Origin of the sequence: Brevibacillus sp. JNUCC-41 (genome assembly GCF_014844095.1) — a bacterium.
In the GTDB taxonomy this organism is placed as follows: Bacteria; Bacillota; Bacilli; order Bacillales; family DSM-1321; genus Peribacillus; species Peribacillus aracenensis.
The window spans coordinates 1,964,926-1,984,414 of record NZ_CP062163.1 but is presented as its reverse complement, the minus strand read 5'-3'; the positions used below and the strand labels follow the sequence as shown (position 1 = coordinate 1,984,414).

Sequence of the window (19,489 nt, the reverse complement as noted above, 5' to 3'; positions counted from 1 at the left end):
ATATATGTTATTTGTGAAATAAGATCTTTCTGGGGATTAGCTTACCCAAACATGTCTTAAACAAAAAAAAGTCTTAAACCACTTTTGGCTTAAGACGTAAGTTTTGGTGTATGTAGTTGATGGTGGAGCCTAGCGGGATCGAACCGCTGACCTCCTGCGTGCAAGGCAGGCGCTCTCCCAGCTGAGCTAAGGCCCCTTTAAGGGATTTAAAATTTATTAAGCGGAAGACGGGATTCGAACCCGCGACCCCAACCTTGGCAAGGTTGTATTCTACCACTGAACTACTTCCGCAAATGGCTGGGCTAGAAGGGATCGAACCTTCGCATGACGGAATCAAAATCCGTTGCCTTACCGCTTGGCTATAGCCCAATATATGATATGCAATGTTTAATATTCAACAAAATAAAAAGGTGGTAATCATATACTTCCCCAATACAGAGAATATATAACTAATCCACAGGATTTTATTAAAATGGTGGAGGGGGGCAGATTCGAACTGCCGAACCCGAAGGAGCGGATTTACAGTCCGCCGCGTTTAGCCACTTCGCTACCCCTCCGCAATATATGGTTGTAAGTGGTGCCGGCAAGAGGACTTGAACCCCCAACCTACTGATTACAAGTCAGTTGCTCTACCAGTTGAGCTACACCGGCAAGTAAAGAATGAAATGGTGGAGGATGACGGGATCGAACCGCCGACCCTCTGCTTGTAAGGCAGATGCTCTCCCAGCTGAGCTAATCCTCCGGATTTAAAATGGTGACCCGTACGGGATTCGAACCCGTGTTACCGCCGTGAAAGGGCGGTGTCTTAACCGCTTGACCAACGGGCCGATCTGTTTTGCGTTCATAGATAGATTGGGAAGCTCCCAAGCGGATTCGAACCGCTGACCTCTTCCTTACCATGGAAGTGCTCTACCTACTGAGCTATGGAAGCATATGGCTCCGCAGGTAGGACTCGAACCTACGACCGTTCGGTTAACAGCCGAATGCTCTACCACTGAGCTACTGCGGAATAATATAATGTTTCCTAAAACCCATTTAAAGATTTAAATGAATAGCCTGGCAACGTCCTACTCTCACAGGGGGAAACCCCCAACTACCATCGGCGCTGAAGAACTTAACTTCCGTGTTCGGAATGGGAACGGGTGTGACCTCTTCGCCATCATTGCCAGACTATATTCATTTTTTGAAGAATTTTCATTCCTTCAAAACTAGATAATAAGAAGGTATTTCATTTTTTTAAAGCGTTGGTTAAGTCCTCGATCTATTAGTATCAGTCAGCTCCACATGTCGCCACGCTTCCACCTCTGACCTATCAACCTGATCATCTTTCAGGGATCTTACTAGCTTGCGCCATGGGAAATCTCATCTTGAGGGGGGCTTCATGCTTAGATGCTTTCAGCACTTATCCCGTCCGCACGTAGCTACCCAGCTATGCCTTTGGCAAGACAACTGGTACACCAGCGGTGCGTCCATCCCGGTCCTCTCGTACTAAGGACAGCTCCTCTCAAATTTCCTGCGCCCGCGACGGATAGGGACCGAACTGTCTCACGACGTTCTGAACCCAGCTCGCGTACCGCTTTAATGGGCGAACAGCCCAACCCTTGGGACCGACTACAGCCCCAGGATGCGATGAGCCGACATCGAGGTGCCAAACCTCCCCGTCGATGTGGACTCTTGGGGGAGATAAGCCTGTTATCCCCGGGGTAGCTTTTATCCGTTGAGCGATGGCCCTTCCATGCGGAACCACCGGATCACTAAGCCCGACTTTCGTCCCTGCTCGACTTGTAGGTCTCGCAGTCAAGCTCCCTTGTGCCTTTACACTCTACGAATGATTTCCAACCATTCTGAGGGAACCTTTGGGCGCCTCCGTTACTCTTTAGGAGGCGACCGCCCCAGTCAAACTGCCCACCTGACACTGTCTCCCACCCCGATAAGGGGCGCGGGTTAGAATTTCAATACAGCCAGGGTAGTATCCCACCAACGCCTCCACCGAAGCTAGCGCTCCGGCTTCTCAGGCTCCTACCTATCCTGTACAAGCTGTACCAAAATTCAATATCAGGCTGCAGTAAAGCTCCACGGGGTCTTTCCGTCCTGTCGCGGGTAACCTGCATCTTCACAGGTACTATAATTTCACCGAGTCTCTCGTTGAGACAGTGCCCAGATCGTTACACCTTTCGTGCGGGTCGGAACTTACCCGACAAGGAATTTCGCTACCTTAGGACCGTTATAGTTACGGCCGCCGTTTACTGGGGCTTCGGTTCAAAGCTTCGCTTGCGCTAACCTCTCCCCTTAACCTTCCAGCACCGGGCAGGTGTCAGCCCCTATACTTCGCCTTGCGGCTTCGCAGAGACCTGTGTTTTTGCTAAACAGTCGCCTGGGCCTATTCACTGCGGCTTTTCTGGGCTATTCACCCTAAAAAGCACCCCTTCTCCCGAAGTTACGGGGTCATTTTGCCGAGTTCCTTAACGAGAGTTCTCTCGCACACCTTAGGATTCTCTCCTCGCCTACCTGTGTCGGTTTGCGGTACGGGCACCTTACATCTCACTAGAGGCTTTTCTTGGCAGCGTGGAATCAGGAACTTCGGTACTATATTTCCCTCGCCATCACAGCTCCGCCTTAATGGAAACGGGATTTGCCTCGTTTCCGGCCTAACTGCTTGGACGCGCATATCCAACAGCGCGCTTACCCTATCCTTCTGCGTCCCCCCATCGTTCAAACGATGTATAGGTGGTACAGGAATATCAACCTGTTGTCCATCGCCTACGCCTTTCGGCCTCGGCTTAGGTCCCGACTAACCCTGAGCGGACGAGCCTTCCTCAGGAAACCTTAGGCATTCGGTGGAAGGGATTCTCACCCTTCTTTCGCTACTCATACCGGCATTCTCACTTCTAAGCGCTCCACCAGTCCTTCCGGTCTGACTTCAACGCCCTTAGAACGCTCTCCTACCACTGACACCCAATGGTGTCAATCCACAGCTTCGGTGATACGTTTAGCCCCGGTACATTTTCGGCGCGGAGTCACTCGACCAGTGAGCTATTACGCACTCTTTAAATGGTGGCTGCTTCTAAGCCAACATCCTGGTTGTCTAAGCAACTCCACATCCTTTTCCACTTAACGTATACTTTGGGACCTTAGCTGGTGGTCTGGGCTGTTTCCCTTTCGACTACGGATCTTATCACTCGCAGTCTGACTCCCAAGAATAAGTATTTGGCATTCGGAGTTTGACTGAATTCGGTAACCCGTTGGGGGCCCCTAGTCCAATCAGTGCTCTACCTCCAATACTCTCATCTTGAGGCTAGCCCTAAAGCTATTTCGGAGAGAACCAGCTATCTCCAGGTTCGATTGGAATTTCTCCGCTACCCACACCTCATCCCCGCACTTTTCAACGTGCGTGGGTTCGGGCCTCCATTCAGTGTTACCTGAACTTCACCCTGGACATGGGTAGATCACCTGGTTTCGGGTCTACGACCTCATACTCATTCGCCCTATTCAGACTCGCTTTCGCTGCGGCTCCGTCTTATCAACTTAACCTCGCATGAAATCGTAACTCGCCGGTTCATTCTACAAAAGGCACGCCATTACCCATTAACGGGCTTTGACTACTTGTAGGCACACGGTTTCAGGATCTATTTCACTCCCCTTCCGGGGTGCTTTTCACCTTTCCCTCACGGTACTGGTTCACTATCGGTCACTAGGGAGTATTTAGCCTTGGGAGATGGTCCTCCCTGCTTCCGACGGGATTTCTCGTGTCCCGCCGTACTCAGGATCCACTCAGGAGGGAACGAAGTTTCAACTACAGGGTTTTTACCTTCTTCGACGGACCTTTCCAGGTCGCTTCATTTACCCCGTTCCTTTGTAACTCCATGTTGAGTGTCCTACAACCCCAAGAGGCAAGCCTCTTGGTTTGGGCTAATTCCGTTTCGCTCGCCGCTACTCAGGAAATCGCGTTTGCTTTCTCTTCCTCCGGGTACTTAGATGTTTCAGTTCCCCGGGTCTGCCTTCAGTACCCTATGTATTCAGGTAAAGATACTGTTCCATTACGAACAGTGGGTTTCCCCATTCGGAAATCTCCGGATCAAAGCTTACTTACAGCTCCCCGAAGCATATCGGTGTTAGTCCCGTCCTTCATCGGCTCCTAGTGCCAAGGCATCCACCGTGCGCCCTTTCTAACTTAACCGTTAAAAAAGATCTTACAGATGCTTTGAAAAAAATTAATTGCCTTCTATCTATTATCTAGTTTTCAAGGAACAATGCAGAAAGAATGACATCACATCGTGATGCTTGTCTTTCCTATTTGAATGAATTACTCATTCAAAACTGAACAAAACAAAAGCGCTCTCGTAATTATCCTTAGAAAGGAGGTGATCCAGCCGCACCTTCCGATACGGCTACCTTGTTACGACTTCACCCCAATCATCTGTCCCACCTTAGGCGGCTGGCTCCATAAAGGTTACCTCACCGACTTCGGGTGTTACAAACTCTCGTGGTGTGACGGGCGGTGTGTACAAGGCCCGGGAACGTATTCACCGCGGCATGCTGATCCGCGATTACTAGCGATTCCGGCTTCATGCAGGCGAGTTGCAGCCTGCAATCCGAACTGAGAATGGCTTTATGGGATTCGCTTACCTTCGCAGGTTTGCAGCCCTTTGTACCATCCATTGTAGCACGTGTGTAGCCCAGGTCATAAGGGGCATGATGATTTGACGTCATCCCCACCTTCCTCCGGTTTGTCACCGGCAGTCACCTTAGAGTGCCCAACTGAATGCTGGCAACTAAGATCAAGGGTTGCGCTCGTTGCGGGACTTAACCCAACATCTCACGACACGAGCTGACGACAACCATGCACCACCTGTCACTCTGTCCCCCGAAGGGGAAAGCCCTATCTCTAGGGTTGTCAGAGGATGTCAAGACCTGGTAAGGTTCTTCGCGTTGCTTCGAATTAAACCACATGCTCCACCGCTTGTGCGGGCCCCCGTCAATTCCTTTGAGTTTCAGCCTTGCGGCCGTACTCCCCAGGCGGAGTGCTTAATGCGTTAGCTGCAGCACTAAAGGGCGGAAACCCTCTAACACTTAGCACTCATCGTTTACGGCGTGGACTACCAGGGTATCTAATCCTGTTTGCTCCCCACGCTTTCGCGCCTCAGTGTCAGTTACAGACCAGAAAGTCGCCTTCGCCACTGGTGTTCCTCCAAATCTCTACGCATTTCACCGCTACACTTGGAATTCCACTTTCCTCTTCTGCACTCAAGTTCCCCAGTTTCCAATGACCCTCCACGGTTGAGCCGTGGGCTTTCACATCAGACTTAAGGAACCACCTGCGCGCGCTTTACGCCCAATAATTCCGGACAACGCTTGCCACCTACGTATTACCGCGGCTGCTGGCACGTAGTTAGCCGTGGCTTTCTGGTTAGGTACCGTCAAGGTACCAGCAGTTACTCTGGTACTTGTTCTTCCCTAACAACAGAACTTTACGACCCGAAGGCCTTCTTCGTTCACGCGGCGTTGCTCCGTCAGACTTTCGTCCATTGCGGAAGATTCCCTACTGCTGCCTCCCGTAGGAGTCTGGGCCGTGTCTCAGTCCCAGTGTGGCCGATCACCCTCTCAGGTCGGCTACGCATCGTCGCCTTGGTGAGCCATTACCTCACCAACTAGCTAATGCGCCGCGGGCCCATCTATAAGTGACAGCGTAAACCGTCTTTCCATCTTCTCTCATGCGAGAAAAGAACGTATCCGGTATTAGCTCCGGTTTCCCGAAGTTATCCCAGTCTTATAGGCAGGTTGCCCACGTGTTACTCACCCGTCCGCCGCTAATCTCAGGGAGCAAGCTCCCGTCGATTCGCTCGACTTGCATGTATTAGGCACGCCGCCAGCGTTCGTCCTGAGCCAGGATCAAACTCTCCGAAGAAATGTTTGACTTGCTCATTTGCTTTTTTAATAGTGTGTGCTCACTTAAAATTTAACGTTGGCGCTTTGTTTTGTTCAGTTTTCAAAGAGCAATTTGTTTGTCGCATCTCTTAGCGACTTTAATATCTTAACACCTTATCACCACTTCGTCAATAACTTTTTAAAAAAAGTTTTTTTCATTCTTTTTCAAAAGCTATTACGTAGCAGCAACTTTTATAATATACCAGCGTACAAACCAATAGTCAATAGATTTTTTGAATATAATTCGCATTTAAATATCATGACTGGTTCCGCTTGGATAAATTCGTTTTTCCCCTCATATACATCAGGCATTCCTCCTCGGTGCTCACCCTTTTAAACAGCTTGAAAAGAATATTATATTTCTCGTTTATTGCCCTTTTGACTAAGTGATCGATTCTGTCATCTTGCAAATCGAATAGTATTTCATCCATCTCTCTTTTTAAAAGGTACTCCAATTCCATCTTTTCTTTGTCATTAATCAATAAACCGAGCATGGTTCACACCTCCATCAGACAGCTTTCCCCATTCCCGTCAATTTTATGAATTTCCAACGGATTTTTTTGCATAACAATAATCCTCGCGCATAAATTTGAAGACAAGAGTACTTTGGACAAGGGGATGGATTAATGAAATTTTTCATGGTGCTTCAGGCCAAGAACATTAAATATTATTCGTTAATTTTGCTTACGGCACTTTTTACCGCTTGGTTTCTTTTTGTACAAAACATTCTTCATGCCCCCGTTTTTTCTACAGAGGATGGGCCGAAGGCGGTTTATAAAGGGGAAAAGAATGTTGCGATCACGTTCAATATTGGCTGGGGTGATGAGAAAGCCGCCCCAATAATAGAGACATTAAAAAGAGAAAAAATTAAATCCGCCACTTTTTTCCTCGCGGGATCTTGGGCTGAACGTCATCCGGATATTGTAGCTGAAATTGCGAAAGAAGGATATGAAATCGGCATGCTTGGTTACGATTATAAAGATTATTCCGAAATGGAAGATCAAGAAATCATCCGGGATATTTCTAAAGCCCAGGAGGCATTTAAAAAACTTAATATAAAGAACATAGAACTTTTACGTGCTCCCACCGGCCACTTTGATAAACGCCTCTTAAAGATTAGCGAGAATTTCGGATATACCGTTGTCCATTGGAGCATCGATTCTAAGGATTGGACCAATCCAGGTGTGGATCGGATCGTTCAGAACATCACCAAGGCCCAAAAGGGAGATATCATCTTATTACATGCTTCAGACTCCGCAAAACAAACGAATAAGGCTTTACCGGAGTTACTAAGTGAACTTCGATCAAAAAATTTAAACTTCGTTAACGTTTCAGAGATGATTTCCAATTCATCGGCAAGCAGTGAGGAAATCCGCTGACTGAAAAAACTGCGTACTAATGGTCTCCAGAACCTTTAGTACGCAGTTTTTATGTTTTAATTTCCTTATGTATGGACCACTTGCAAATAGGTTAGCTGCCTTTCCCTAGTTCACCGGCTTTCATCTTTCCTTTTGCCGGAGTTTTCTTACTCCCTCTTTTACTGGCCAATTCCCTTTGTGAACGCTGAATCAATTTGCTCAGAACCAATAATTGATAAGCATTGCAGGCTAACAACGGAAACAGCATGAAGTAAAACCAACTTTCATCATTGGCACTTAGGACAGGTATCCACTCCAAAACCGTGACCACGACCATGAAAAATAAGGCGGGGATGAACGACTGTTTATTCGATTGTTTCATTTTGAAATATGCTGTAATAAGCCCTGCGGCCAATACAACCAATGCTAACACGATGTAGGAACTGATCCCCTCGCCTGAACCAAAGCTGAGATATCGCAGGTAAACAAGATCGAATACAACAAAAAGAATGAGTACAAGTTGAACGGCATTCCATAAGGAAGCGCTTTTAAATATCCCCAGACCAAAACGATGTATCGTTAAATAGGCAAAAAAGCCGGCTTGGCTTATGACACTGAAAATTAATCCAACACCGAATAACCAAATAAAAGTTGATATGATGGCACTGACTTCAAAAGAAGAAAAATAAGGCTTAAACTCACTCCACCGAGCCAAGAACCCTACAACTCCGCCCGTTACACCACCTATAAGCAATGTTGTTAAAAACAATTTAACTAAGTTACGGCTGTTCATTGTTTTCCTCCATACATTTCTATTTCATTTCCTTAATTGTACCAACCAAATTTGGAAAAATCCACTTATTCCACCAAGGAATAATATCGCCGATTGGAACCATATTAACAGTAAGAAGGATGAAAGGGGCCCTGCGTATGAGAGGTGGAGTTGCTTTGCTTTTCATGTCATTCTTGCTCGTTTGTTCCGGTTGTGCCCAAAATGGAGCAGGCGCAGAAAAAATGGAGTATGAAGAGACAAAGAAAATGATTGTCGATATCTTGAAGACAGATGATGGAAAAAAAGCCATCCAGGATATCATTACTGATGATAAAACGAAAGCTGAACTTATTATGGATTCGGAAGACATTAAGAAATCCATTGAAGATATGGTCACTTCAGATAAAGGGAAGGAATTTTGGAAAAAAACATTTAATGACCCGGAATTTGCTTCCGCTTATGCTAAAGCATTGGAAGACGAACATAAAAAGGTATTGAAGGACTTAACTGCTGATCCTCAGTATCGTGGAATGCTCATGGAAATAATGAAAGAACCGGATATGGAAAAAGAAATGAATAAGTTATTAAAAACCAAGGAGATGCGGTCGGTCTATAAAGAGCTGATCATCGAAACCATGGAAAGTCCCCTCCTTCAAGCGAAAATGCAAGAGAAATTGGATAAAGCCGCCACTAAAGCGGTGGAGAAGGAGAAAAAGTAAAAAGAATGAAAAGAGGCTGATTCCAATCGGAATCAGCCTTCTTTTCATTGTAGTTTTTCAATGACCTTTTTGGCAATATCTTCGTAAATCCTGCCGAGTCTATGGTCCGCTGCGTAAATGGATGGAGCAAAGTCCTCTTCGTTCCAATCTGGCTGCTGCAAGGGAAGTTGGCCTAAAACTTCCGTACGAAGCTCTTCTGCAAGCTTCTTGCCGCCGCCTTTTCCGAATACGTACTCTTTTTCACCTGTCGTTTTACTTTCGAAGAATGACATATTCTCTATGACACCGATGACTTCGTGTTCTGTCTTGATGGCCATGGCACCAGCTCTTGCCGCAACGAAGGCTGCAGTCGGATGCGGTGTCGTAACGATGATTTCCTTACATGAAGGGAGCATCGTATGAACGTCCAAAGCAACATCTCCTGTACCCGGAGGTAAGTCAAGGACCAAATAATCCAATTCTCCCCATTCCACTTCATTAAAGAAACTGTTAAGCATTTTACCGAGCATCGGTCCTCTCCAGATGATCGGAGCGTTATCCTCTACAAAAAAGCCCATTGAGATAACTTGAACGCCAAACCGTTCTACAGGAATGATTTTTTCCCCGCGCACAACCGGTCTTTTTGTTATCCCCATCATATCAGGGACACTGAATCCATAAATATCGGCATCAACCAGTCCGACCTTTTTACCTAAACGAGCAAGTGAAGTAGCGAAATTCACTGAAATCGTGGATTTTCCCACACCGCCTTTACCACTGGCGATCGCGATGAATTGTGTTTTGCTGTTAGGCCCAAGCAAACCTTGGTCTGCTTCATCTTGAGGAATACTCTCACGATGCTTGGCTAACTCCTCGTCTGAAAGCTCCGCGAAACGGATACCTACCGATTCCGCTCCGTTCGTTTTCAGCAAGTCCACAACTTCCGATTGCATTTGCATTTGTTCGGCAGTCCCCGTTTTTGCAATCGCAAGTTTAACGCTTACATGATTCTTTTCAGGTTTGATTTTGATTTCTATAATTCCATTTGTCTCTTCAAGGTTTTTATGTAGAAAAGGGTCTTTAAGATCCTTTAATAAATTCAGTACTTTCTCTTCTGTTAACAAGTCGAGCACCCCTTTGAATTTTATTTTCCCATTTTTCAGTATAACATATTACTGTAAGAAAGCTTATTATCTGCCCCGCATGCGAAACCTGATGATTTCCCCATAATAAAAAGGCCTTGTACCTTACAAGACCCAGACATCACTTTTCATCCGAAAGTTTTTCCTCTGTAAAGTATCGTAAAATACCCATATAAATCGAACTGGCAACCTTTTCTTGATATTTATCACTGATAAGGCGTTCCCTTTCCTCGGAATTGGAAAGAAAACCAATTTCCACAAGCGCTCCCGGTTTCTTGGCATAATTCAGCAAATACACATGGTTAATCGTTTTTGCATCACGCTTTGTATTTTCCAGGTTTCTTATGATTTCAGTCTGAATGAATTTTGCCACCTGTTCATTTTCCTCAAACCTGTTTGTATAAAAGGTCTGGGCACCTTTCGATGACGCTGATGGAAAAGAGTTCAAATGAATGCTTAAGAATAAGTCCGCTTCCGAATCATTGATCATTTCAACGCGATTCCGTAAGTCCTCCTGTTTTCGCTGGCGGATACCCTTTGTATTTCCCTGTGCCAAATCCTCGTCCTTCTCACGTGTCATGATGACAAGGGCACCTTGTTCCTGTAAATAGTCCCTGACCTTTAGTGAAACGGAAAGGGCAATTTCCTTTTCCATAACCTCTTGTACATTTGCCCCGCCGTCCATCCCTCCGTGACCTGCATCCAGAATGATGACCTTACCTGCCAGCGGAAGGTTCCAGGAGTCCCAAGAATCATCTTCAACAAATTTAAAAGTCACAATTAAAAAAAGGACAAATAATCCCATTGCGATCCCTGTATATTTCAGCTTTCTGCGCATGACCGTTCCCCCTCCATGGTCTCTCTACTAAAAAGTATGGGACAAACCATGAAATTAGAACAAGGAATGGGATTTTGGCCTTTCTAATGCAGTTTCATTTTATATCGTTTTTCTCCAGTCTTAAAGCCGTCCAGCCACCAATCCCCAACAAACCCTTCACAACAATAAAACAAACCTTCATCGAAAGCTTTATTCGCTGTAACTTCCCGCCAATACAAAATAAAGTTAAAAAGAGTATCGACCAAAAACTTCTCTTCCTTCCAGCACCTGGATCTCACATCTTCTTCCGACTCACCATAATAACCAAACTTACTATAGTTTGCTCCTAATAAATAAGCCTCTATGGCAACATCAAAATAGCCTTCCTCCAAAACATCCATCAAATCCTGGCCGAAGTAACGCTGAATCCTTCCCTTCATGTCCTCGATGGAAAGTTCCCTGAGCAGCCTACGTTCGAACTTCAATTGCCTTTCCCTTTGCATCTCCTGTAAACCTAATATCACAGCCATAATTCACCTCCGGGGCAATTCCCCATTTCCCAAAATTATTTCCCAAGACATAATTTAGTTTTAGCGTTCTATTTTGAACCATTCATTTATTCCATTGGCAAAAAATAATGAGGATAGGTTTGGCGGGTACTTGAAAAAGCATATCGATATGCAATATGATAAGAAACCTGTTAAAGTGCAGACTGCACAAGAAACTTAATGTTAGAAAACCTCGATTTTTCTCCACTAACACGCCACTCAGGCAGCCACCCGAGGCTGACCTTGCCGACTTGGGTCGCTCCCTGGGCATGTCTATTTGGACCTTCTTAAACTTGAGCCAGCCATCCTCCATGATAACTTCAGGCTTTGTGGTCTGTTAAGATAAAAAGGACATCCATGGTCAACGGATGTCCTCAAATGATATAACATTTTATAATAGCGAATTCTTTTAATACCCGTCTTTTTAAACTTCCTGAGGATCAGAGCGCTGTACAACATCCAAAGGTGGTGCAAATCAAAGTTAGAAATGGCTTCCTATTTTTGTTCCACTTTATATCTGTCCAGCTCTTTTCTTTAATCGGCCAGCAAGCGGCACTACAATTATTCCAGCTATTACGACCTGCATCAAGTTTCCGGGGATGGAGCCAAATGGCTGTATCCAGTTACCATAAAGGATAACTTCGACAAAATAGTAGCCGACGATTTTAATAATCAATGCAACGGCAACCGCCATGGTGTATACCCATTCTCTTTTGCCCGGTACCTTTTCGGATATAAGGCCGGCTAGAAAGCCCATTGCTCCTACAATGACGAATGTAAACGGTGCCCATGCTGCCCAACCAGAGAAAAGATCGAAGAAGGCCATACCGAAGGCGCCTGCTATCGCTCCTGTTTTTTTGCCATAAACGAAAGCAGCTATAGTTACCCATTATCGGGAGCTTGATGTTGATGAACATTGTGGCTACAAGAGTTAATGCAATGAATAGCGCATTGATGACCAAGGTTTTTGTTTTAGTTGTTTCAATCCGTGAGTATGTTGAATCCATATGAAGTCCTCTTTCTTTTTTAGTATTATCATACTCCTAAACAGGAACTTAATAAATATGGATTTTACAAAAAATTCTGTATTACATAAATAAACTCACATGTAAATAAATAGGGCATGACTATCACCAACATCTGAAGCCCCCTCACCGCTGCGTTCCATTTACATTTAGTCTGGAAGACTGGGATGGATGGAATGATATGGCCATATTTTCTTCCGGGCATATAAACGACATGATGAAATCCCAAGTTCATTCAAACGTTTTGGAATCATTGCACTCTGTACATTGAATAAATTTGGTTGGCCATATAATCCGAACTAAAATGAAGCCCCTTTCTTAACCACCATATTATAATGCCTACCAATGAGGCCGTTTTAATATTAATGTCAACATAATCAGCAGGCAAATCCTTTTTGGTGTTCTCCCTTCTTATTTCTACTAATTGCTTCAATAATGAAAACAATTGTTCCTCAAATTGATTCGTCTTAAATAAAATAAGTAAATAATTTCGATTGATATATAAATAATCAAGTAATTGAGTAAGCTGTTGTTTTTCTGATAAATCTTTCGCATGTATCAAAGCAAAAATTTTATCAGAAAGCTCCTTTAAAATCTCATTGGTGATTTGCGTTAGTAAATCTTGAATATCCTGATAATGTAGGTAAAATGTTGTTCGGTTTAATCCTGCTTTGGCTGCGATTTTCTGGACCGTTAAATTTGAAATGGCAGGGTCCTCGGATAAGAGAGCAATGACAGCGTTTTTAAGCATTTCTCTTGACCGAATTGTACGAGGATCTTCTTTAATAGACATTTTTAACTCCTTTATAGATTTTCTTTGACTTTCTCAACAGCATATATTCCTATGTCGATTAGTGAACATTTTCAAGAAAACTGTTCATGGTAAGCAACATATATTTTTGTTACCATCGATTTTATCGACACAATGTTGAGAATGCAAGTCAAAAATAAAGGAGTTAACGAATGAAAAATGATATTTCAGAAAGAAATAAAAAAATTTTATTAATCGTACTGATTGCCGGCTGTTTCTTATCGACATTAAATCAGACTTTATTAAATGTTGCATTGAGTGGTTTAATGGACGTATTTCATGTTACGGCCGCGACTGTACAATGGTTATCGACAGGATTTATGCTGGTGAACGGTGTTTTAGTGCCGATTACGGCTTTTTTAATGAAACGGTTTACAACAAGGCAGCTATTTATTAGCTCGATGTTCTTTTTGTTAATCGGATCTGCACTTTCTGCATGCGCGGTGAATTTTGGCATGCTGTTAACGGGAAGAATGATTCAAGCAATTGGTGCCGGAATTATAATGCCTCTTATGATGACAGTTATTTTATATTTATATCCTAGCGAAAAGCGTGGAAGCATCATGGGGACAATCGGATTTGCAATCATATTTGCTCCAGCCATAGCTCCTACATTATCTGGTTTTATCATTGAATATGTTTCATGGAGATGGTTATTTATTGGGTTAACCCCATTTATAATAATCGTCATTGTTCTAGCGTTCAAATATTTAATGAATGTTGCAGAGACAACAAAAGCAAAATTAGATATCTCTAGCGTCATTTTATCAACGATTGGTTTTGGCTGCATATTATTTGGGTTTAGCAGCGCAGGAAGCAAAGGATGGGATAATCCCGTTATCATCACTGCAATAATCGCCGGAATAATCGTGACGGCTCTATTCTGTTTACGTCAAATGAAATCCAGCGATCCATTATTGAATTTATCTGTATTTAAGTACAAAGTTTTCACGCTCACATCTTTCATCAATGTACTAATTACGATGATTATGTATGCGGATTTAATTCTTTTACCAATTTACTTGCAAAATGGCCGAGGTTTTACAGCATTTGAAGCAGGTTTACTGTTATTGCCTGGAGCTGTGATTAATGCCTTCTTGTCCCCTGTCACTGGTAAAATGTATGATAAACACGGTGCTAAACCACTCTTTATTTCAGGTTTAATATTAATCATTGTTTCGATGTGGGGAGTCATAGATATAGACGAATCCACAACCTATATCTATATAATGGTCCGTACCATTATATTACGAATTGGATTAAGCTTCATTACCATGCCTTTAAATACAGCAGGGCTGAATGCTTTACCAAGAGAATTGGGTTCCCATGGTTCAGCTGTAAATAATACCATTCGCCAATTGTCAGGTGCTATTGGAACAGCAGTTGTCATCACAGTGTATACAATGCAAGCAACTTCACATGCCTCTGAGCTATCCATGCAAAATGAAAACATTTCAGCAATACAACTAGAGGCATTAGCATCTATCTTCGGCTCAAGTGATGCCTATGTTTTTATGTTAATCCTATCTTTTGTGGCGTTAATTTTTGCATGCTTTATGCCGAAAAAAGCCGCAATTAAAAAAAGTGAAAGTGAATAACTTAAATAAAATCGATAACAATAGGATCTTTTAAATAAAGCATATCCGGATATCCCGGGTATGCTTTATTATTTTTAAAATATAAGTCCATGGAGCCTGATGTTTCATAATCAGACAAAAAAAGACTCCCAACCAAAGTGGTTGAGAGTCTTTGAAACGGTAATAGAATTAACGTTTTGAGAACTGAGGTGCACGACGTGCGCCTTTAAGACCGTATTTTTTACGTTCTTTCATACGTGGGTCACGAGTTAGTAAACCAGCAGTTTTAAGAGATGGACGGTATTCTGGATCAACTTGTAGCAATGCACGAGCGATACCGTGACGGATTGCTCCAGCTTGACCAGTGTATCCACCACCGCTAACGTTTACTAGAACGTCGTAATTTCCAGTAGTTTCTGTTGCAACTAGTGGTTGGTTAACAACTTCACGTAATGCTGCGAAAGGAATATATTCATTGATGTCACGACCGTTAATAACGATGCGACCTTCGCCTGGTACTAAACGTACACGAGCTACTGAGCTCTTACGGCGACCAGTACCATAATATTGAACTTGTGCCAAGATAGTAACCTCCTTAGTAATTATCCGCGTAATTCGTATACTTCTGGTTGTTGAGCAGCGTGTGGGTGCTCAGCTCCAGCGTATACGTGTAATTTTTTGTAGATTTGACGACCAAGAGAATTCTTTGGAAGCATACCTTTGATAGCAAGTTCAAGCATTCTCTCAGGGTAGTTTGTACGCATTTCAAGAGCAGTTCTAGTTTTAAGACCGCCTGGATGCATAGTGTGACGGTAATAAATTTTGTCTGTCAATTTTTTACCAGTCAAGTGGATTTTTTCAACATTGATAAGAATTACATGATCACCAGTGTCAATGTTCGGTGTAAAAGTTGGTTTATGTTTACCACGTAAGATGGATGCTACTTCAGTAGAAAGGCGACCTAAAGTTTTGCCTTCAGCGTCAATCACATACCATTTACGTTCTACTTCATTAGCTTTCGCCATAAATGTCGTACGCATGGTTAACCTCCTAAAAAACTTTTTAATTTTTTATATTTATTTTCAATCACAATAAACTTCCGGGGCTTATCGTGGGATTAAAATACATACCATATTATATTAACTTCTCCCAGATTCATTGTCAAGGGAATGTTACACTAGGATAAGTTGTCTATAAAACACTCTCTGCAACTCCAGGAAAAGATCAGTATAGCGCCAAACCGCTCCATTACTGATTTCATTCCGTTTCCCGGTTGTAAAAAAACTGGTATCACTTCGAAAAAATTTATTTGTAAAATACTTTCCATAAATATAATCCTTGGGCAGGCGCAGTTTTCCCTGCAAAACTGCGGTCCTTTTTGTCCAAAATCCCGCTCATGTCACAGGGTGACATTTTGCCGCTGCCGACATCCAGGAGCGTCCCAACCAAGATACGGACCATATTATACAAAAATCCTTCGCCAACGAAGCGGAAAACCATGAATCCGTCGCTCTCTTCAAAATCCATTTCTTTTATGGTCCGAACTTTATCGACCACTTCCGTTTTTGCCGAACAAAAACTTGTAAAGTCATGTGTCCCTATCAAATAAGAGATTGCTTCCCTCATCGCCTCCCCATCTAATGGGTAGGGATAATGATAGGCGTAATTTCTTTGAAACGGGTCCCGTAGTTTCGAACGGGCGATGATATAACGGTACTCTTTCCCCGTCGTATGGAACCTCGCATGAAAATCGTCAGGCACGATATCGACTTCCAGAACGATGATATCGGTCGGAAGAAGGGCACTGAAGGCCTTTACCCAATTTTCAGTAGGGAATGTAAGCGGCGATTCAAAGTGAAGTACTTGCCCCTTTGCATGGACCCCTGAGTCTGTCCTGCCTGAAGCAGTCACTTTTATGATTGTGCCTTTATGCATTTGGGCCAAGACTGCCTCGAATTCACTTTGTATGGTGCGTTTCTCTGGCTGCACCTGATAACCAGCAAAATCCGTGCCGTCATAAGCGATCACACATTTATATTTTGGCATAGTTCTCTTCCTTATTATGAACGTAATAAAAATAACATGACCGTTAGAACGCCTATTGAGACCATCAAAAGACTATCACTCGTCTTCCAGTCCAATTGGCGATATTTCGTGCGGCCTTCCCCGCCACGGTATCCTCTTGACTCCATGGCAGTTGCCAATTCCTCCGCCCGTTTGAATGAACTGACAAATAAAGGAACAAGCAGCGGTACAATCGATTTAACCCTGTCCTTTATCGGGCCAGATGAAAAATCAACTCCCCTTGCAGTTTGGGCCTTCATGATTTTTTCCGTTTCCTCCATTAGCGTTGGAATGAATCGAAGGGCAATGGACATCATCAATGCCAGTTCATGTACAGGCATCTTCCACTTCTTCAAGGGTCCCAACAGCTCTTCCATTCCATCTGTAATGGATATCGGGGATGTCGTCAAAGTTAAAAGTGACGTAACAAGGATTAGTAAAGTAAATCTAACGGATATGAAAAAACCTTGAATCAGACCGCCTTCATAGATTTCAAACCAACCGTATTCAAAAAGCAATTCCCCTTCTTTCGTAAAAAATATATGGAGAAGGAATGTGAATACGATCAAGAAAAAGATTGGTTTTAACCCATTATAAAGATAACGAAGCGGTATTTTGGAAAGACTGATCAAAAGGATGGTGAATACAGCAAGCAACCCGTAAGAAACGACATTATTCGCCAAAAAGACGACACAAACAAACAGGAACACGAGGAGTAATTTAGCCCTTGGGTCCATCTTGTGCATCAGTGAATTTGCAGGGACATAACGCCCGATAATCATTTTATCCAGCATCAGCGGTTCCCCCGTTTCATGGCTTTATCTATTTCTATCGCTAAATCACTGATATTAAGACACGGATGATCAAATCGAACACCAAGTTCCTTCTGGAGCTTCAGCTGAAAACGGACCGTATCCGGAACATCCAGGCCAAGCTCCATTAATTGTTCCGGCTCCGAGAAAATTTCCTGGGGGGTTCCTTTTTGGAACACCGTACCCTTGTGCATGATAATGATGTCATCCGCGTACTTGGCTGCATCCTCCATGCTATGTGTTACAAGAATCGTTGAAATGCCCCTTGCTTTATGCAAATCATAAAACATATCCATGATTTCTTTGCGTCCTCGCGGATCCAATCCCGCTGTTGGCTCATCAAGCACCAATACTTCGGGTTCCATGGCAAGTACCCCAGCAATGGCCACCCGTCGCATTTGTCCGCCGGATAAGTCGAATGGAGATTTTTCAAGAATTTCCTCATTCAATCCGACTTGCGCGATGGCTTTCCTGGCCAGTTTCTTAGCATCGATTTCAGAAACGCCAAAATTCATTGGTCCGAAACATATATCCTTTTCAACCGTTTCATCAAATAACTGATGTTCCGGAAACTGAAAAACTATTCCGACCTTTTGTCTTATTGGCCGCAAAGCCTTTTCTTTTCTTCCGGCTTCAATCGTCCGATCCCCAATGAAAACACGACCCTTCGTCGGTTTTAAAAGAGCATTCAAATGCTGCAGTAGCGTGGATTTCCCGGACCCTGTATGCCCGATGATTGCGGTATAGGTTCCCGGCTCCATTGAAATATTGACATCATGAAGGGCTAGATGTTCAAAAGGAGTATTCACCTGATAGCGGTATTCTACATCATCGAGTGTAATTCGCATAAATCCTTCACCAACTCTTCCTCTGTCAAATGCCCATCAACTACACGAACACCATTTTTTTGTAACTCCTTGGTTAGTTTCACTGAAAAGGGAATATCCAGACCAAGGGCAATCAATTCTTCCTCTAACTCAAAAATATCCTGAGGCGGTCCTTCACGATATAACCGACCTTGGTTCATGACTATCATTCGATCAGCTTTGGCAGCTTCCTCAAGGTCATGGGTGATTGATATGACAGTGATCTCGTTTTCCTGTTTCAATTCCCTAACTGTTTCAAGCACTTCTTCACGGCCTCTTGGGTCAAGCATGGAGGTTGCTTCATCTAAGATGATTATGTCTGGCTGCAGGGCTATTACACCTGCTATGGCCACTCTTTGCTTTTGACCGCCGGATAGATGGTGCGGCTCTTGATTAAGAAAGGCATTCATTTTAACCTTATTTAACGCACCATGAACACGCTCCACCATAACCTGCTGAGAAACACCGGCGTTTTCTAAACCAAAAGCCACATCATCCTGAACTGTAGTGCCTACAAATTGATTATCTGGGTTTTGAAAGACCATGCCAATTTTCTGGCGAACATCCCAAACGGATTCTTCTGTCAAAAGTTGATCATTAATCGTAATGGTACCTGAGTTAGCGAACTGAAGACCATTCAGTAACTTTGCTAATGTCGACTTGCCAGAGCCATTATGTCCGACAATCGCAAGCCACTCCCCCTGATGAATATCAAAAGAAACATCATCCAAGGCGTTTCGAGACTGACCCTCATATTTAAAAACAATATTATTTAAAGAAACCAGCTTCTTCATTATGTGGCCCTCCTCATCCTCGACTGCACTCGTCTAAACTAAACTCTGCTCAATCAATATACAGTAGTTTTTCTTTCTGAAAATATAAAAAAACGCTGCACCCCTTCCACCGAAAGAATTTTCGGTAAATTAAGAGCAGCTAATAGCGGGCCTGTTACGAAAAACAGGTTATCTTATAATCGCTTGTCAAAAGCGGGAAGGGATGCTTGAGCTAGACGTGAAGGCTCCCTGCATAATACAGGTTCCGCCAGCCATCGTAACACTCAATGCGAATTTCTAG

The 19,489-nt window shown here is 43.6% G+C and carries 15 protein-coding genes, 9 tRNA genes, 3 rRNA genes and 1 pseudogene; 3 read left to right on the top strand and 25 right to left on the bottom strand.

The window, feature by feature from the left end; translation table 11 throughout:
- Positions 1–120 precede the first annotated feature (120 nt).
- The 13 genes from JNUCC41_RS09940 to JNUCC41_RS09880 all read right to left on the bottom strand — a co-directional run bounded on the left by JNUCC41_RS09940 (position 121) and on the right by JNUCC41_RS09880 (position 6,419).
- Positions 121–196 (bottom strand) — tRNA-Ala (locus JNUCC41_RS09940).
- Between the two features lie 23 nt (positions 197–219).
- Positions 220–291, bottom strand: a tRNA-Gly gene (locus tag JNUCC41_RS09935).
- 3 nt (positions 292–294) lie between these two features.
- Positions 295–369: transfer RNA gene (locus tag JNUCC41_RS09930), tRNA-Gln, on the bottom strand.
- Positions 370–473: 104 nt separating this feature from the next.
- Positions 474–557: transfer RNA gene (locus JNUCC41_RS09925), tRNA-Tyr, on the bottom strand.
- Positions 558–575: 18 nt separating this feature from the next.
- Positions 576–651 (bottom strand) — tRNA-Thr (locus JNUCC41_RS09920).
- Between the two features lie 15 nt (positions 652–666).
- Positions 667–742: transfer RNA gene (locus JNUCC41_RS09915), tRNA-Val, on the bottom strand.
- Positions 743–752: 10 nt separating this feature from the next.
- A tRNA-Glu gene (locus JNUCC41_RS09910) sits at positions 753–827 on the bottom strand.
- Between the two features lie 31 nt (positions 828–858).
- Positions 859–931 (bottom strand) — tRNA-Thr (locus tag JNUCC41_RS09905).
- A 3-nt stretch (positions 932–934) separates the two neighbouring features.
- A tRNA-Asn gene (locus tag JNUCC41_RS09900) sits at positions 935–1,009 on the bottom strand.
- 45 nt (positions 1,010–1,054) lie between these two features.
- Positions 1,055–1,170, bottom strand: a 5S ribosomal RNA gene (gene rrf, locus JNUCC41_RS09895).
- A gap of 74 nt (positions 1,171–1,244) precedes the next feature.
- Positions 1,245–4,177 (bottom strand): 23S ribosomal RNA (locus JNUCC41_RS09890).
- A gap of 177 nt (positions 4,178–4,354) precedes the next feature.
- A 16S ribosomal RNA gene (locus JNUCC41_RS09885) occupies positions 4,355–5,905 on the bottom strand.
- The 16S, 23S and 5S rRNA genes sit together here with 9 tRNA genes alongside, the layout of an rRNA operon.
- Positions 5,906–6,182: 277 nt before the next feature.
- Positions 6,183–6,419 (bottom strand): hypothetical protein, encoded by a 237-nt coding sequence (locus tag JNUCC41_RS09880; protein ID WP_192207459.1) that lies wholly within the window; start codon positions 6,417–6,419, stop codon positions 6,183–6,185.
- Between the two features lie 132 nt (positions 6,420–6,551).
- On the opposite strand from JNUCC41_RS09880, the gene pdaB reads away from it, so the two are divergent.
- A complete protein-coding gene (pdaB, locus tag JNUCC41_RS09875) occupies positions 6,552–7,304 on the top strand; it encodes a polysaccharide deacetylase family sporulation protein PdaB (protein ID WP_192207458.1) in 753 nt (250 codons plus the stop codon).
- Positions 7,305–7,395: 91 nt separating this feature from the next.
- Here pdaB and JNUCC41_RS09870 read toward each other — a convergent pair whose 3' ends face one another.
- Complete coding sequence (locus tag JNUCC41_RS09870; RefSeq protein WP_192207457.1) at positions 7,396–8,076, bottom strand: KinB-signaling pathway activation protein; 681 nt, start codon at positions 8,074–8,076, stop codon at positions 7,396–7,398.
- A gap of 137 nt (positions 8,077–8,213) precedes the next feature.
- On the opposite strand from JNUCC41_RS09870, the gene gerD reads away from it, so the two are divergent.
- Positions 8,214–8,774: a spore germination lipoprotein GerD gene (gene gerD / locus JNUCC41_RS09865; protein WP_192207456.1), complete on the top strand. Its 561-nt coding sequence runs from the start codon at positions 8,214–8,216 to the stop codon at positions 8,772–8,774.
- 44 nt (positions 8,775–8,818) lie between these two features.
- Here the strand turns inward: gerD and JNUCC41_RS09860 are convergent, their stop codons facing one another.
- The 5 genes and pseudogenes from JNUCC41_RS09860 to JNUCC41_RS09840 form a co-directional block, all read right to left on the bottom strand.
- Positions 8,819–9,877, bottom strand: coding sequence for an Mrp/NBP35 family ATP-binding protein (locus JNUCC41_RS09860; RefSeq protein ID WP_192207455.1), 1,059 nt, complete (start codon positions 9,875–9,877; stop codon positions 8,819–8,821).
- Between the two features lie 139 nt (positions 9,878–10,016).
- Positions 10,017–10,733, bottom strand: coding sequence for an N-acetylmuramoyl-L-alanine amidase CwlD (gene cwlD / locus JNUCC41_RS09855; protein WP_192207454.1), 717 nt, complete (start codon positions 10,731–10,733; stop codon positions 10,017–10,019).
- Positions 10,734–10,816: 83 nt separating this feature from the next.
- The gene (locus JNUCC41_RS09850; RefSeq protein ID WP_192207453.1) at positions 10,817–11,242 is read right to left on the bottom strand and encodes a DUF2521 family protein; all 426 of its coding nucleotides are present in this window, start codon (positions 11,240–11,242) and stop codon (positions 10,817–10,819) included.
- A gap of 529 nt (positions 11,243–11,771) precedes the next feature.
- Positions 11,772–12,267, bottom strand: a pseudogene (locus JNUCC41_RS09845) (ECF transporter S component).
- Between the two features lie 268 nt (positions 12,268–12,535).
- Entirely contained in the window at positions 12,536–13,078 is a 543-nt protein-coding gene (locus JNUCC41_RS09840; RefSeq protein ID WP_192207452.1) for a TetR/AcrR family transcriptional regulator, read from the bottom strand.
- Positions 13,079–13,248: 170 nt separating this feature from the next.
- On the opposite strand from JNUCC41_RS09840, the gene JNUCC41_RS09835 reads away from it, so the two are divergent.
- Entirely contained in the window at positions 13,249–14,694 is a 1,446-nt protein-coding gene (locus tag JNUCC41_RS09835) for a DHA2 family efflux MFS transporter permease subunit (RefSeq protein WP_192207451.1), read from the top strand.
- A gap of 168 nt (positions 14,695–14,862) precedes the next feature.
- Here the strand turns inward: JNUCC41_RS09835 and rpsI are convergent, their stop codons facing one another.
- From rpsI to JNUCC41_RS09805, 6 genes are all read right to left on the bottom strand, one after another.
- On the bottom strand, positions 14,863–15,255 hold the full coding sequence (rpsI, locus tag JNUCC41_RS09830; protein WP_034304957.1) for a 30S ribosomal protein S9: 393 nt from the start codon (positions 15,253–15,255) through the stop codon (positions 14,863–14,865).
- Positions 15,256–15,275: 20 nt separating this feature from the next.
- Complete coding sequence (gene rplM / locus JNUCC41_RS09825; protein WP_034304960.1) at positions 15,276–15,713, bottom strand: 50S ribosomal protein L13; 438 nt, start codon at positions 15,711–15,713, stop codon at positions 15,276–15,278.
- A gap of 265 nt (positions 15,714–15,978) precedes the next feature.
- Positions 15,979–16,719 carry a tRNA pseudouridine(38-40) synthase TruA gene (truA, locus tag JNUCC41_RS09820; RefSeq protein WP_192207450.1) on the bottom strand — a complete coding sequence of 247 codons (741 nt, stop codon included), beginning with the start codon at positions 16,717–16,719 and terminating at the stop codon, positions 15,979–15,981.
- A gap of 14 nt (positions 16,720–16,733) precedes the next feature.
- On the bottom strand, positions 16,734–17,531 hold the full coding sequence (locus JNUCC41_RS09815) for an energy-coupling factor transporter transmembrane component T family protein (RefSeq protein WP_192207449.1): 798 nt from the start codon (positions 17,529–17,531) through the stop codon (positions 16,734–16,736).
- On the bottom strand, positions 17,531–18,397 hold the full coding sequence (locus tag JNUCC41_RS09810) for an energy-coupling factor ABC transporter ATP-binding protein (RefSeq protein WP_192207448.1): 867 nt from the start codon (positions 18,395–18,397) through the stop codon (positions 17,531–17,533). Before JNUCC41_RS09810 ends, JNUCC41_RS09815 begins: the two co-directional genes overlap by 1 nt.
- Complete coding sequence (locus JNUCC41_RS09805) at positions 18,373–19,212, bottom strand: energy-coupling factor ABC transporter ATP-binding protein (RefSeq protein ID WP_192208116.1); 840 nt, start codon at positions 19,210–19,212, stop codon at positions 18,373–18,375. The genes JNUCC41_RS09810 and JNUCC41_RS09805 overlap by 25 nt, the downstream gene beginning before the upstream one ends.
- Positions 19,213–19,489: the final 277 nt, after the last annotated feature.

Excerpts from the sequence above, each read along its gene's own strand:
- JNUCC41_RS09880 (WP_192207459.1), bottom strand. The coding sequence starts at position 6,419 with ATGCTCGGTTTATTGATTAATGACAAAGAAAAGATGGAATTGGAGTAC.
- pdaB (WP_192207458.1), top strand. The coding sequence starts at position 6,552 with ATGAAATTTTTCATGGTGCTTCAGGCCAAGAACATTAAATATTATTCG.
- JNUCC41_RS09870 (WP_192207457.1), bottom strand. The coding sequence starts at position 8,076 with ATGAACAGCCGTAACTTAGTTAAATTGTTTTTAACAACATTGCTTATA.
- gerD (WP_192207456.1), top strand. The coding sequence starts at position 8,214 with ATGAGAGGTGGAGTTGCTTTGCTTTTCATGTCATTCTTGCTCGTTTGT.
- cwlD (WP_192207454.1), bottom strand. The coding sequence starts at position 10,733 with ATGCGCAGAAAGCTGAAATATACAGGGATCGCAATGGGATTATTTGTC.
- JNUCC41_RS09850 (WP_192207453.1), bottom strand. The coding sequence starts at position 11,242 with ATGGCTGTGATATTAGGTTTACAGGAGATGCAAAGGGAAAGGCAATTG.
- JNUCC41_RS09840 (WP_192207452.1), bottom strand. The coding sequence starts at position 13,078 with ATGTCTATTAAAGAAGATCCTCGTACAATTCGGTCAAGAGAAATGCTT.
- JNUCC41_RS09835 (WP_192207451.1), top strand. The coding sequence starts at position 13,249 with ATGAAAAATGATATTTCAGAAAGAAATAAAAAAATTTTATTAATCGTA.
- rplM (WP_034304960.1), bottom strand. The coding sequence starts at position 15,713 with ATGCGTACGACATTTATGGCGAAAGCTAATGAAGTAGAACGTAAATGG.
- truA (WP_192207450.1), bottom strand. The coding sequence starts at position 16,719 with ATGCCAAAATATAAATGTGTGATCGCTTATGACGGCACGGATTTTGCT.
- JNUCC41_RS09815 (WP_192207449.1), bottom strand. The coding sequence starts at position 17,531 with ATGCTGGATAAAATGATTATCGGGCGTTATGTCCCTGCAAATTCACTG.
- JNUCC41_RS09810 (WP_192207448.1), bottom strand. The coding sequence starts at position 18,397 with ATGCGAATTACACTCGATGATGTAGAATACCGCTATCAGGTGAATACT.